Source organism: Phenylobacterium sp., from assembly GCF_044371015.1.
Lineage (GTDB): Bacteria > Pseudomonadota > Alphaproteobacteria > Caulobacterales > Caulobacteraceae > Phenylobacterium.
This window is the reverse complement of record NZ_JBILUK010000081.1, coordinates 1-12,834: the sequence shown is the minus strand read 5'-3', so window position 1 is coordinate 12,834 and position 12,834 is coordinate 1. Positions and strand designations below refer to the sequence as shown.

General features: G+C 67.0%; 12 protein-coding genes. 10 read left to right on the top strand and 2 right to left on the bottom strand.

Features of this window, described 5'->3' with window-relative positions; genetic code table 11:
- The first annotated feature begins 103 nt into the window (after window positions 1-103).
- The 9 genes from ACIQ3R_RS08850 to ACIQ3R_RS08810 are packed head-to-tail and all read left to right on the top strand — an operon-like array spanning window position 104 to window position 8,072.
- Complete coding sequence (locus ACIQ3R_RS08850; RefSeq protein WP_397417472.1) at window positions 104-703, top strand: lytic transglycosylase domain-containing protein; 600 nt, start codon at window positions 104-106, stop codon at window positions 701-703.
- A gap of 2 nt (window positions 704-705) precedes the next feature.
- On the top strand, window positions 706-1,011 hold the full coding sequence (locus ACIQ3R_RS08845; RefSeq protein WP_397417470.1) for a TrbC/VirB2 family protein: 306 nt from the start codon (window positions 706-708) through the stop codon (window positions 1,009-1,011).
- A 5-nt stretch (window positions 1,012-1,016) separates the two neighbouring features.
- On the top strand, window positions 1,017-1,301 hold the full coding sequence (locus tag ACIQ3R_RS08840; RefSeq protein WP_397417467.1) for a type IV secretion system protein VirB3: 285 nt from the start codon (window positions 1,017-1,019) through the stop codon (window positions 1,299-1,301).
- Window positions 1,298-3,697, top strand: coding sequence for a VirB4 family type IV secretion/conjugal transfer ATPase (locus ACIQ3R_RS08835; RefSeq protein ID WP_397417465.1), 2,400 nt, complete (start codon window positions 1,298-1,300; stop codon window positions 3,695-3,697). Before ACIQ3R_RS08840 ends, ACIQ3R_RS08835 begins: the two co-directional genes overlap by 4 nt.
- The gene (locus ACIQ3R_RS08830; RefSeq protein ID WP_397417463.1) at window positions 3,694-4,857 is read left to right on the top strand and encodes a type IV secretion system protein; all 1,164 of its coding nucleotides are present in this window, start codon (window positions 3,694-3,696) and stop codon (window positions 4,855-4,857) included. Before ACIQ3R_RS08835 ends, ACIQ3R_RS08830 begins: the two co-directional genes overlap by 4 nt.
- On the top strand, window positions 4,854-5,618 hold the full coding sequence (locus ACIQ3R_RS08825) for a TrbG/VirB9 family P-type conjugative transfer protein (RefSeq protein WP_397417461.1): 765 nt from the start codon (window positions 4,854-4,856) through the stop codon (window positions 5,616-5,618). The genes ACIQ3R_RS08830 and ACIQ3R_RS08825 overlap by 4 nt, the downstream gene beginning before the upstream one ends.
- Window positions 5,615-6,682: a type IV secretion system protein VirB10 gene (virB10, locus tag ACIQ3R_RS08820; protein WP_397417459.1), complete on the top strand. Its 1,068-nt coding sequence runs from the start codon at window positions 5,615-5,617 to the stop codon at window positions 6,680-6,682. The genes ACIQ3R_RS08825 and virB10 overlap by 4 nt, the downstream gene beginning before the upstream one ends.
- Window positions 6,679-7,659: a P-type DNA transfer ATPase VirB11 gene (gene virB11, locus ACIQ3R_RS08815; RefSeq protein WP_397417457.1), complete on the top strand. Its 981-nt coding sequence runs from the start codon at window positions 6,679-6,681 to the stop codon at window positions 7,657-7,659. The genes virB10 and virB11 overlap by 4 nt, the downstream gene beginning before the upstream one ends.
- Before the next feature lie 53 nt (window positions 7,660-7,712).
- The gene (locus tag ACIQ3R_RS08810; RefSeq protein ID WP_397417455.1) at window positions 7,713-8,072 is read left to right on the top strand and encodes a PilZ domain-containing protein; all 360 of its coding nucleotides are present in this window, start codon (window positions 7,713-7,715) and stop codon (window positions 8,070-8,072) included.
- Window positions 8,073-8,077: 5 nt separating this feature from the next.
- Here ACIQ3R_RS08810 and ACIQ3R_RS08805 read toward each other — a convergent pair whose 3' ends face one another.
- Entirely contained in the window at window positions 8,078-9,613 is a 1,536-nt protein-coding gene (locus ACIQ3R_RS08805; protein WP_397417453.1) for a DUF1501 domain-containing protein, read from the bottom strand.
- 8 nt (window positions 9,614-9,621) lie between these two features.
- A complete protein-coding gene (locus ACIQ3R_RS08800; RefSeq protein ID WP_397417451.1) occupies window positions 9,622-11,304 on the bottom strand; it encodes a DUF1800 family protein in 1,683 nt (560 codons plus the stop codon).
- Window positions 11,305-11,489: 185 nt separating this feature from the next.
- Between ACIQ3R_RS08800 and ACIQ3R_RS08795 the strand changes: the two genes are divergently transcribed.
- Window positions 11,490-12,509, top strand: a complete 1,020-nt coding sequence (locus ACIQ3R_RS08795) for a calcium-binding protein (RefSeq protein ID WP_397417448.1) — start codon at window positions 11,490-11,492, stop codon at window positions 12,507-12,509.
- Window positions 12,510-12,834: the final 325 nt, after the last annotated feature.

Here is a 12,834-nt window from a genome sequence, read left to right as displayed (position 1 = left end):
GTGACAAATCTGTTGCGGTATGTTGCACCGCAACGCATCCGCGATCCCGACTCGCACCGGGCGGGACGGATGGGCTAGTCTGTGGGCGTTTAGGGGGAGAGTTATGGCGCCTTTGGCCCAAATCCTCGCGTTTCTGGCCTCTGCCGTTCTGTTCGGCGCGGGCGCGCCCGCGCGCGCGCAAGTTCTGGCCATCGGCGAGGATGGGGCGGTCACGACCTATGCCGGCCCCCAGGTCCACACTTTGGAGGGCGCCGCGCCGATCCTGCCGCCTACGCCGCCGGCGGCGCTTTCCCCCGCGCCGCCGGCCGAAGTGGTGCGGCTCATCCATGAAGCCTCGGCTCGGCACGCCGTCGCGCCCGCCATCGTCGAAGCCGTCGCCTGGCAGGAGTCGCGTTACAATCAGATGGCGGTCTCGCCCAAGGGCGCCCTGGGTGTCATGCAACTGTTACCTTCGACCGCTAGCGACCTCGGCGTGGATCCCTCCGACCTGCGAGGCAATATCGAAGGCGGCGTCGCCTATCTCGCCCAACAGCTTCGCCGCTATGGCGGCGACCTGCGCCTCGCCCTGGCTGCCTACAACGCCGGGCCCGGGGCGGTGGATCGACATCGCGGCGTACCGCCCTACGCAGAAACCCAAACCTATGTGCGCGCGATCCTCGCGCGCCTGGCCAGCGCCTCAGCCGTGGGCCTGCGCTCCGAGTGAGAATGATGAAACGCCACCTCTCAATCACGGCCGCGGCCGCCCTCCTCGCCGGACCCGCCTGGGCGCAGGCTGCGGCCGATCCCGCAGGTTCTTCTCCCCTTCTGGCGGCGCTGAACTGGGTCCAGGGAACGCTGCTGGGCAACCTCGCAACTACCGCGGCGGTCATTGCCGTGGCGATCATCGGCTATCTGATGCTTGTCGGCCGCTTTGACTGGCGGCGCGGCGTGGTCACCCTGGTCGGCATCTTCATCATCTTCGGCGCCGTCACCATCGTGGCCGGCATCCGCTCGCTGGCCCAGGGGTTCTAAACGCCATGAGCCGCCTCGCTTCCGATCCTGTGTTCCCGGCGCTTACGCGACCGCAGATGATCGGCGGCGTCACCTATCCCTATGCCGTTCTGAACCTCGTGGTCACCGCCGAGGCGTTCCTGATCACCCGTTCGTTCTGGGCGCTGCTGGTCGCCGTGGTGGTTCATGCGATTGGTTATGTCGGATCCCTGAGGGAGCCGCGGTTCTTCGATCTGTGGGTCACGCGCCTGTCGACCTGCCCGCGGATCCGCAATTTCGCCTTCTGGCGGGGCAATTCCTACCAGCCATGAGCCAGACCTACCTCACAACGGGGGCCGCAAAGGTCCTGGCGCCCCGCGAGGCCCGGGTCGGCGACCGCCTGCCTTATCTTGGCCACATCGACGACGTGACCCTGCGCACCCGCGACGGCCTGCTCATTCAGACCCTCCATTTGGCCGGTTTCCCCTTCGAGACCGCGCCGGACGAAGAACTCAACTACCGCAAGACGATCCGCGAAACCGTTCTGCGCGGCGCCGCCAGTTCGCGCCTCGCGGTCTATCACCATGTCGTTCGCCGGCGTGTGGAGCCTGACTATCCGCCGCCGCCCGAAGAACCCTTCTGCGCCAACCTCGACGCCCGCTGGCGTGAGCAGCTCGCCAGCCGGCGCCTGTTCGTCAACGACATCTTCCTTACCCTGGTGTTCCGACCGACACAGGGCGGCGCTGGCATCCTTGAGCGTCTGCTGCGCGGCCCCCGCGCCCGGGACGCCGACCTCACCCGCGACCTGCGCGAGCTCCACGCCGCGCGCGAGGCCTTCGCCGCCGCCCTCGCCCCCTACGGCGCGCGCACGCTCGGTCGCTATGCCGGCCCGGGGGGCGCCCAGCGGTCCGAACCGGCCGAGATGTTGAGCCTGCTGCTAAATGGCGAGGCTCGACCTGTACTGGCTCCGTCCGGCGATCTCGGTCAGGCGCTGCCCACCCGCCGCCTCAGCTTCGGGCTCGACGCGCTGGAGCTCGGCGCCGGCCTCGGCGCGCCGTCGTTCGGGGCCATGGTCTCGCTAAAGGACTATCCGGCCCGCACCGCGCCCGGCCTGCTGGACGGCGTGCTGCGGCTGCCCATGGAACTGGTGCTCACCGAGACCTTCGCCTTCGTCGACCGCCAGGCGGCGCTGGACCGCATGGGCCTTGCGCTCCGTCGTCTCAAAGCGGCCGAAGACGACGCCTTCAGCCTGCGCGCGGATCTCGCACAGGCTCGCGACGATGTCGGCGCCGGGCGCGCCGCCTACGGCGAACACCATCTTACCGTGCTGGCCCGCGCCGACACGCTTGAGGACCTCGACGCAAACGTCGCCGATCTGCTCTCCGCACTGGCCGAAACAGGCGCCGTGGCCGTCCGCGAGGAGGTCAATCTCGAGCCGGCCTTCTGGGCCCAATTCCCTGGAAACCTCAAGTTCATCGCCCGCAAGGCGCTGATCTCGGCCGGCGCCTTTGCCGGTCTCGCCAGCTTCCACAACCACCCAACTGGTCAGGCGGACGGCAACCATTGGGGCCCGGCCATCGCCGTGCTGGAAACCACCGCCTTCGGCCCCTATCACTTCAATTTCCACAATAACGATCTGGGCAACTTCACCGTCATTGGGCCCTCTGGCACCGGCAAGACCGTGCTGCTCACCTTTCTCCTGGCCCAGGCTGAGCGACTGAAGCCGCGCATCGCCTATTTCGACAAGGACCGGGGGGCCGAGCCCTTCATACGGGCCATCGGCGGCCGATATGACGTCATCTCGCCTGGCGAGCCCACGGGCTTCAATCCGCTGGCTCTCGCCGATACGCCCGCCAATCGCGCCTTTTTGGCCGAGTGGGTCGCCCAACTCCTGACCACCGACGGCGGCCAACTCGACGCCGAAGACCGGCTGATGATCGCTGACGCCATCGACGCCAACTTCGCCCAGCCGCCCACCCATCGGCGCCTGCGCTATCTGCGCGAACTCTTCCGCGGCGCACGTCGTCCGCAAGCCGGCGACCTCGCGGCGCGTCTCGCCGCCTGGGTCGACGAAGGCGACCACGCCTGGCTCTTCGACAACCCGGTGGACCAACTCGACATCGAGACCCGCATTCTGGGCTTCGACATGACCCGCCTGCTGGACGCGCCGGCCATCCGTATCCCGACGATGATGTACCTGTTCCACCGGCTGGAGCAGCGGCTCGACGGCAATCCCGCTCTGATCGTGGTCGATGAGGGCTGGAAGGTGCTGGACGATCCGGTTTTCGTCCGGCGGATCAAGGATTGGGAAAAGACCATCCGCAAGCGGAACGGCGTGGTCGGTTTCTGCACTCAGAGCGCGTCGGACGCGCTCGACAGCCGTATCGCCTCGGCGATCATCGAGCAGGCCGCCACCCAGATCTTCTTCCCCAACGCCCGCGCCAAGCCAGCCGACTACATCGATGGCTTCGGACTGTCCGAGCACGAGTTCGAGCTGGTCCGCACCCTGCCCGACACCTCGCGTTGCTTCCTGATCAAGCGCGGCGATCACAGCGTCGTCGCTCGCCTCGACCTCTCCGGCATGTCCGGCGAACTCCAGGTCCTGGCCGGCACGGAGCGTGCGGTCCGCCGGCTCGACGCGCTGCGCGAACAGGTGGGTGATGAGCCGGCCGCCTGGCTGCCCACCTTCATGGCGCCCCCGCCACGCGAAGGGCGGAATGCGGCATGAGCACGCCCTGCGCCACCCTGGTGGACGATGGGATCGTCCGGGGCGTCCTGGCCACCGTCCAGTGCCAGACCCGCGCCTATGCCGAGGGGGGCTACGTAGCACTCACCACCGGCTCTTCGGTGTTTCAATCAGCGCTTACCGCGCTGCTCACGATCTACATCGCGCTCGTCGGCTACCGCCTGCTCTTCGCCCAGGGCGACGCGCGGATCTCCGACGCCCCACTGATCGCACTGAAGATCGGCATCATCCTGGCTCTGGTGACCAGCTGGGCCACGTTCCAGACCATGGTCTTCGATCTCGCCGACCGGGCGCCGATCGAGATCGCCGCCATTGTTTCCGCCCCGCTTCAGGAATCGGGCTCAGGTCTGGCCGCCAGACCCGTCGATGGGCTGCAAGCCGCCTATGACGAGTTCTCAAACACCGGCGCCGCGTACGGGCGCATCGCCGGTCCTGACGCCAAGGGCTATTCCAGCCCCCAGGCCGCAGCCGCCGAAACCACGGCCGCCGCCTCCGGCGTTCTGTTCTTCATGACCGCCGGCGTGATCTCGGCCTCAACCCTGGCTATCGGCGTGCTGACCGCGCTCGGCCCGATTTTCATCGCCTTCGCGCTGATGGCGGTGACTCGCGGCCTGTTCATGGGTTGGGTGCGCGCCCTCGCCGCTGTGGCCTTGGTCCAGCTTGTCGCTTGGCTCCTCGTCGTCCTCATGCTGTCGGTCATCGATCCCTGGGTGGCGACACTGAACGCCCAGCGCCTCGGCCAACGTCTCGATCCGCAGACAGCCATGAGCGCTGGCGCGCTGGTTTTTGTTTTCGCCTTCGGACAGTTGGCGCTGATCATCGGCGCCGTGGTGGTCGCCATGGGCTTCCGCCTGCCAGATCTCTCCGCGCGGCGCGACCTGCGCGGACCCATCGGCGCGCCAGGTCAGACGCCCGCAGCCGCAGGGGTCATCGCCACACCTTCCCGCGCCGAACGCCTCGCCTTCGATCTCCAGCGGGACCACGCCCAAGCGGCCGCTCGCTCCCGCGTGGCGGAGGCCGCCGTCGCCGCCGGCGCAGCCCCCTCCCGCCAGATTTCTGTCCGCCTCGACGCCGCCCGCCGGCTGGGCGAAACCTACCGCCGCAACCCGGCCACGTCCCGCCGTTCCGGAGCCGCCCGATGATCCGCGCCGCGCCGCTTCTCCTGGCGCTCACCCTCGCCTTCGCCGCGAGCTCGGCTCAGGCCGTCACGCCGCGTCCCGGCCCCGGCGATCCGCGAATCCATGTCGTCGACTATGATCCCGAGGCCGTTGTCGAGCTCCGGGTCGCGCTCGGCTACCAGCTCTCCCTCGAGTTTGATCCGGCCGAGCGGATCGAGAACGTCGCCATCGGGGATTCCCTGGGCTGGCAGGTGACGCCCAATCGCCGGGCGAACCTGCTGTTCCTCAAGCCCATGGCGCCGCGCCCGGCCACCAATATGACGGTGATCACCAATCTGCGGCGCTACACATTCGAGCTGTCGCTTCGCCCACGTTCGGCCTCGCGCAACGCTCCCTTCACGGTCCGCTTCCTCTATCCCGCGCCCGTTGTGGCCTACATCGCCCCACCGCCGCCGCCACCGCCGCCGGTTGAACGCAATGTCGCCTACTCCTACGAAGGCTCCACCCGCACGCTGCCGATCAAGGTCTTCGACGACGGCCAGGACACCTATTTCAGCTTCCGGCGCGAAGAGGACCTGCCCGCCATCTACGCCGTCGATCCGGATGGCGGTGAGGCGGTGGTCAACACCCGCGAGCGCGATGGCTACTTCGTCGTCGACCGCATCGCGCGGGGCTTCGTACTCCGGCGCGGGAGCGAAGTGACCCGTGTCCACAACGACGGCTTCCGAGTCGAGGAAGCCAGCATGCTCCGTGAGCGCAAGAAGGATCCCTGGTGGCGCCGATGACGCGCAAATCTCCCGCTCCTGCGGATGTCAGCCCGGTCTTTGCACGCGGCGCGGCCTCGCGACCGCGCGTTCAGGCGCCTGACTCGCCGATCGCGGTCTGGGCCGGCGTCGGCGGCGCCGCGCTGCTAGGCCTGCTGGTGTTCAACGGTCTCTCCGCCGGTCGAGAAGCCCAGGCCCAGACACCCCCGACGGCCGCCCGCCCCGCGCAGGTTCCGGCAACCCCGGTTCCGGCCCCAGTCCAGGCCGCTCCGCCACCGCCTCAGGCTTCACCGGCCCCTCCCGTCCAGGCCGGGGTGGCGCCACCTGCAGATCCGGAAGCCGCCCATTGGCGCGCGCCCACGGTGGTGGTCGATTTCACGGGCGGCGATCCGGCCGCCGCGACCGCCCCCCAAGTTCAGTCCGCCACCGCTGCGGCCCCGGTCGCATCGGGCGCCGCCGCAGGGACGGCGGAGGAACGTTTCGCCGCGCGTCTATCCGGCTCGCTCGGTGACACCGCTCGCGCCGGACAGATGCGCGATCTTGGCCGCACTGTGCCTCAGGGCACAGTGGTCGCCGCCGTCCTGGAGACCGCGATCAACTCCGATCTGCCGGGCTCGGTGCGCGGCGTCGTCAGTCGGGACGTGCGCAGCTTCGACGGCAGCCGTGTGCTAATCCCGCGAGGTTCCAAGTTGGTCGGCCAGTACAAGAGCGCCGCGGCTCAGGGCCAGACCCGCGCCTTCGTGGTTTGGGAGCGGATCATCAGCCCGACCGGCGTCACGATCGAAATCGGCTCCCCGGCCACCGATCGGCTGGGGCGCGGCGGACTCGGCGGTGAGGTGGACCGTCACTTCTTCCAGCGCTTCGGCGGCGCCATCCTGCTGTCGGTGATCTCCGCCGCCGGCACGGCGCTCTCCGATGGCGACAGCGCCACCCTGGTCATCGGTTCGACCACTCAGGCCACCCAGGCGGCCTCGACCGTGCTCCAGTCTCAGATGAATATCCCGGACACCATCAAGGTGGCCCAGGGCGTGCCGGTGCAGGTGTTCGTGGCCCGCGACCTCGACTTCTCGGCGGTCGTGCGGTGAGCGCAAACGTCTACCTGTCGGCCTATCTGGCGCCGCTGGCGCCCTGGCTGACGCGGCCTGATGTCACCGACGTTCTGATAAACCGGCCGGGCGAGGTGTGGGTCGAGACCACCGATGGGGTCATGGGCCGTGAGCCGGCCGACCAGTTGGACGAAGTCGCCCTCCAGCGCCTCGTTCGCCAGATCGCCGCCGCCAGCCACCAGGGTGTCAACCGCGAGCAACCCCTGCTCTCCGCCACACTGCCCGACGGCGCCCGCGTCCAGGTCGTCGCGCCGCCCGCCACGCGCGGCGGCGTGGCGATCGCCGTACGCAAGCATCTGATTTCCGATCTCTCAGTGGACGATCTCGGGCGCGACGGCCTGTTCGCCGCGGCCCACAGGGCCGACGACGCCGCGCGCCGAGCTGCAGACGCCGAACTCGAAGCGCTGCTCGCCGAGGGCCAGGTCCAGCGCTTCCTTCAGGAAGCCGTCCGGCGCCGCAAGACCATTGTGATCTCCGGAGGCACCGGCTCGGGCAAGACCACGCTGCTCAACGCGCTCGTCAAGGAGATCGACCGTACGGAACGCCTGGTGGTGATCGAGGACGCCGCCGAGGTCCGGCTCGACCACCCCAACAGCGTGGGCTTGATCGCCGTGCGCGGCGACCTCGGAGAGGCCCGGGTCGACGCCGACAGCTTGCTGGCTGCTTCGCTTCGCCTTCGTCCCGATCGCATCCTGCTGGGCGAATTGCGCGGCGCTGAGGCCTTTGCCTTCCTGCGCGCGGTCAACTCCGGCCACCCGGGCTCGCTGACCACCATCCACGCCGACAGCCCGGCAGGCGCGCTTGACCAGATCGCTTTGCTCGCGTTGACCTCCGGCGTCGATCTCGGTTGGGACAAGGTCCAGACCTATGTCGAGCGGGTCATAGACGTCGTTATCCAGCTCGACCGTGTTGATGGCGTGCGCCGCGTCAGCGAGGTTCGGTTCAATCCACGCTGATTTCCTCGGTCGCGCACACACATCCTAAACCACGCCCGGGCTATCACCCCCGAATGTCAGAAAGACTCGCTACCCAATACGTCGAGCGCCGCGAAGAACCGCGCGCGCCTGTGTGTGCGCCCGCGCGCATCCTTCACGGTGATCGCCTCGCCCTTTGGGCTGACTGCACCATCAAGGACATCAGCGCCGCCGGCGCCAAGCTCGAGATCTCCCACTTCTACAAGCTGCCGCCACGGTTCGTGCTGGTGCACTTTCAGGCCGGTGTCGCCTTTGAGGTGATCCTGAAGTGGCGACGCGGCGACCTGGCCGGCGCCTCCTTTGAGCGTCGCCACGTGCTGGAAACTCTGGACGAACCGCGGCTCGCCCCAGCCCGTGAAGCCTGGGTCGCGCTACGACCCGGCCTTGGCGGCTGAACGTTTCAGACGAAGCCCAGGTACTTCGTCTGGAAGTTCCGCACGCGCGGGAAGATCACGTCGATGTCCGCGTCTGAAACCCCGAACCACCGACCGAGCGTCGCGCCATACTGATCCACCGACGTGGTCGGGATCAGATAGCCGGTCACATTGTCCGGGTTGTTGAACCCGTTCACATCCAAGCCCAGCGTCGGATACTGGCCGTAGATGTTCCCGCCGTTCACCGCGCCGCCCAGGATGAAGTGGTGGCCGCCCCAGGCGTGGTCGGTGCCGTCGCCATTGGTGGCGAAGGTTCGCGAGAAGTCTGATGCGGTGAAGGTCGTCACCTGCGATCGGCGATCAACGCCGCCGATGTTGGAAAGCGCACTGTCAAAATAGGACAACGCATGCGCCACCTTGGCCAACAGGTTCGGCTGGGCGGTATTCTGGAAGTCGTGCGTGTCCCAGCCGCCGAGGCTGACGAAGAACACCTGCCGGCGCACGCCCAGGACCGAACTCGCCGCGATCATGCGGGCCACAGTCTGGAGCTGAAGCGCAAGAGTGTTGGTCTCCACCCGATTCAGGATCTGATTGGTGTAAGCGGGTGCGGTCGCAACGCTGGTGACAACCGACTGGGTGAAGGCCGAATTCACGGTCGTCGCAGCGTTGAGCGACCGGCCGACAACGCTCGCATAGTCGGCGGCGAAATTCCCAGCGACGTTGGTGTCGCTGATCAGGTCGCGCACGCGAGACGGCGCCGCCGTCGAGCCGAACAGGCTGGTTCCTTGCGCGCCGTTAATCACCACCGCCGGTTGGGCGCCGGTCGAGAGCTGATACTGCACCACCGACTGGCCAGACAGGAACACCGCGTTGCCCGACGCCGAGACCGCCGTGAACAGGGTGTTCGAGCCATTCATGCTGGCCATCAGGTCGGCGAAGCGCCCGCCCCACCCGGTGCGTGCGCCCTCGGTTGAAAGCGCCTGCCAGGTGGACTGCTGGTCATTGTGGGAGAACAGGCTGGCAGGTAGGGCCGCCGACCGGGTCTGATACTGCTGCTTTGTGGTCGGCTGGATCAGCGTGCCGACATTGGCCAGGATCGCCAGCCGGTTCTGATTGAACAGGGTCTGCATCGGCCCCATGAACGGATGCAGGCCAAAGGTGCGGGTCGACGCGTTCGTGCCGGCCGGTATCGGCTGCGGCGTCCGGGGCGAGATCGGCAGCACGCCGCCCCAGGCCTCCGGCGAGTCTGCTTCCGCAACGCGACCGGTCACCGAGCTTGTCTGCCCCACTGGCGTCGGCGCTGTGCCAACCGGCATCAGCGCGATCGGGTCGACCCCTGTATTGCGGGTGGCGAAGTAGCGGCCCCAGCTGTCGTCGTCCGTCGCCAGCACAGTGTTGTGGGAATCGTTGCCGCCGAACAGAAACACGCAGACCAGCGCCTTGTAGTCGGGCGCTGATTGTCCCGCTGCCGAGCCGGCCGCGGCCAGTTGCAAGGCGAACGGCGCGCCGACCCCCAGGGCTCCGAAAGCGCCGCCAACCTTCAGAAGGTGACGCCGGTCCATGTTCCCGCTCATCGCTGCACCAGATACTCGGCCGACGCCATGGTCATGTAGACCGCCAGCTTGGCGCGGTTGGTCAGGGCTGCGGTCTGGTTCGTGGCTGGAAGCGCCACGCCCTGCACCGCTTCGGTGATCCTTGTCCGCAAGGCGGGTGACATGCGCCCGTTCAGCAGCAGGAGGTTCATCCGCTCCACCAATGCGGCCGGATTGTTCGCGATCGCAATCTCCGCCGCATAGGCGCTTCGCACATCACGCACGCCGTTGCTGGTGACGCCAATGCCGCCGTCCACTGTCGTCTGCAAGGTGTTGAGATAGCCAGAGACAGTCACCTCATCGACGATCTGGAACTCCGGCGCGACCAGCCCGGCCGTTCCCACCCGCGTGTTCGGCGGCGAGTATCCTGGTCGATAGAAATTGAACACCGACGGCGAGGTCAAAGGCGACTGGCCCAACGACGTGTTGGCGCTGGTCGAACCGATTAGCCACTCCCCGCTCGCCGAAGTGGCGCCGAACGCCCGCGCCCAGTTGGCCAGCCGGATCATCGGCTCGCGGAGCTTTCCGGCATTTACGCCGTCCGCAACCGAAGCGCTGCGCGCTTCTTCATCCAGCAGGATCGCGCGCACGACGGCCGACATATCGCCTCGCACGCCGCGCCCGTTGTTGTTGAACACGGCCGTCACCCGCGCCACATAGGCCGGGCTTGGATTGCTGGTCACCAGCCGCTGGATCAGCTGCTTCCCGATAAACGGCCCGACGTTGGGGTGATTGAAGATCGTATCCAGCGCGATTTTCAGGTCGCCAGCCGGATCGGACACCGTCGACGCCGGGATGGTCACCCCAAGGAACGACTTGGCGCTGATCGAATGAAACGCTGGATAGGGGATCATCGACCGCACGGTGGCGTCCACGTTTCGACTGCCGCCTCGGAACGTGCCCGCAGTCGGATTGGGATGGAAATAGCTATATCCGGTGAAGACCTTGGCCAGACCGCTGATGTCGGCGTCCGTATAGCTCGGGATCGGCCGTCCGGAGCTGTCGGTGCGAACCGTGCCGTCAGGGTTCAGCTGGTGCAGCCCGATCGACATCAGCTGCATCACTTCCCGCGCATAGTTTTCATCCGGATTGCGACCCGTCGCGGGATCCTCCCGTTGGTTACCCAACCACGTGAGATAGACGCCCATCATGGGATGCAGCGTCACTTGCTCCAGCAATGTTCGATAGTTGCCGAACGCGTTGGCGCCAAGCATGTCGTAGTAGGATGCCGCGCCACGGGTATCGATGTTGGAGTCCGTGAGCGAGATCACGAAAATCTCCGACAGCGCGAGCTTCATCCTCTGGCGGAGCTGGTCGGGCCCCGTGACCGCCTGGTCCCAGAACGAATAATAGAAGTCCACTGGGTTCAGGGTTGCGGTCGGGTTGGCCAGACGAAGTTGCACCAGCCGCGCATCGACATCCGCTTGATGGCCCGGCGGAGCCGGCGTCACCATCTGCTGATCGATCCACTGGGAGTAGCCGCTGGCCTGCACCACGGTGATCGAGGATTCGGTCGCCCCGTAGGTCGTCTGAGCCAGGAACCGGGCTGCTTCCGCGCTTGTCGGCGCCGCGCCGCCATTTCCTGTTCCACGCACGCCGCTGCAGGCGGCAACCGTCAGGGCCGCCAGGATGGCCAGCCAACGCAATGGCCTGCGCGGCATCGAATCCCCCAAAGCTAACGTCCCTTTCGTCTTTCTGAGCTTGGCCACCGTATCGGCATATGTCCACCAAATGGTGACGGAGTTCGGATAAGGTACCGTTTAAACGTCTGCGCGGTTGCATTCCGTCGAGCGTCGGATTGCACGAACATGATGCGGCCCTAGCATGGGGGCCGAATGGAGGTCGGATGGCTGTCTTCACCGCCGGCGCCCTGGGCGTCGATTTCGATCTCGTGGACCTCGGCCCATTGATCTTGGCGCCGCCCGCCTCGGCGACGCCGACATCCGTCGGGCTCACACTGCTCGGCTCGACCACCCAGATCTTTGGCTCGGGTTTCGCTTTCGCCGCCGCCGGCCCGCCCACGGCGGGAACGATCAACCGCATCATTGTCGGGGTGGACGCGGGCCTCGTCTACGACATCACCGGTCTCTCGCTGTCGGCCGCGACATTCAGAGGGTGGGTGGCCGCAGGCGACAATGTCTCCGCCAAGGCCGGCATCTTCGGCGGCGCCGACCAGATCATCGGCTCGGGCGTCGATGACCGTCTTCGCGGTTTCGGAGGCGACGACACCATGACCGGCGGCGCGGGCGCCGATTTCCTCGACGGCGGCGACGGCGACGACGACGTCTATGGCGGCACGGGCAACGACATCATCACAGATCCCGGCGGGTCAAACTATCTGCGCGGCGACGAGGGCGACGACAATCTGGTCGGCGGCTCAGGTTTCGATGACATCAACGGCAACATGGGCTCCGACACGGTCTCCGGCGGCCTCGGTGACGACTGGGTCGTGGGCGGTCGAGACAACGATCTGATCTTTGGCGACGACGGGGTCGACCTCGTCTACGGCAACCTTGGCGACGACACGTTGGACGCTGGAAACGGCGCCGACACCATGCGCGGCGGCCAGGGCAACGACTCTCTCATGGGCGGCGCAGGCAACGACTATGTTTCCGGCGATCGCGGCGACGACACCATGACCGGCGGGGCCGGCGCTGATCTATTCCATTCCTTCGCCGACGCCGGCGTCGATCGCGTGCTCGACTTCAACGTCGCTCAGGGCGACCGGGTCATACTGGACGTCGGAACCACCTTCTCCGTCGCCCAGATCGGCGGCGACACGGTGATCACAATGACTGGCGGCCAGGTGATCCTGGTGGGGATATCCATGTCGAGCCTGAGGGCCGACAGCATCTTCTTGGGCTAACGCCTGCGCCGTCGGTCCCCGTTTCGCGGACGAGCGCACCATCTGTGCCGCACAGGCACGGCGACTCGTTTAAGCGCTGGTCCGCCGCGGTTCGGATCGAACCGACCCGCCTTGTTCGGCCGATTTTGAGGTAGAGTCGTTCTGCGCCGCTTGAATCGCGACCGTCGAAGATAAAGGTCTCGCTGCCAGCGCCCTGCGCAGCCGACCACCGCGCGATGCTATGGGCCCTAGCGGCCACGTAACCCCCTAGGCACTACGAACGGGCCAGACCTCCGTCAGGCGTAAAGGCGTCACCAGGTCAAAGGATTTCGGAAAATCCGATTTG

Excerpts from the sequence above, each read along its gene's own strand:
- ACIQ3R_RS08850 (WP_397417472.1), top strand. The coding sequence starts at position 104 with ATGGCGCCTTTGGCCCAAATCCTCGCGTTTCTGGCCTCTGCCGTTCTG.
- ACIQ3R_RS08845 (WP_397417470.1), top strand. The coding sequence starts at position 706 with ATGATGAAACGCCACCTCTCAATCACGGCCGCGGCCGCCCTCCTCGCC.
- ACIQ3R_RS08840 (WP_397417467.1), top strand. The coding sequence starts at position 1,017 with ATGAGCCGCCTCGCTTCCGATCCTGTGTTCCCGGCGCTTACGCGACCG.
- ACIQ3R_RS08835 (WP_397417465.1), top strand. The coding sequence starts at position 1,298 with ATGAGCCAGACCTACCTCACAACGGGGGCCGCAAAGGTCCTGGCGCCC.
- ACIQ3R_RS08830 (WP_397417463.1), top strand. The coding sequence starts at position 3,694 with ATGAGCACGCCCTGCGCCACCCTGGTGGACGATGGGATCGTCCGGGGC.
- ACIQ3R_RS08825 (WP_397417461.1), top strand. The coding sequence starts at position 4,854 with ATGATCCGCGCCGCGCCGCTTCTCCTGGCGCTCACCCTCGCCTTCGCC.
- virB10 (WP_397417459.1), top strand. The coding sequence starts at position 5,615 with ATGACGCGCAAATCTCCCGCTCCTGCGGATGTCAGCCCGGTCTTTGCA.
- ACIQ3R_RS08810 (WP_397417455.1), top strand. The coding sequence starts at position 7,713 with ATGTCAGAAAGACTCGCTACCCAATACGTCGAGCGCCGCGAAGAACCG.
- ACIQ3R_RS08805 (WP_397417453.1), bottom strand. The coding sequence starts at position 9,613 with ATGGACCGGCGTCACCTTCTGAAGGTTGGCGGCGCTTTCGGAGCCCTG.
- ACIQ3R_RS08800 (WP_397417451.1), bottom strand. The coding sequence starts at position 11,304 with ATGCCGCGCAGGCCATTGCGTTGGCTGGCCATCCTGGCGGCCCTGACG.
- ACIQ3R_RS08795 (WP_397417448.1), top strand. The coding sequence starts at position 11,490 with ATGGCTGTCTTCACCGCCGGCGCCCTGGGCGTCGATTTCGATCTCGTG.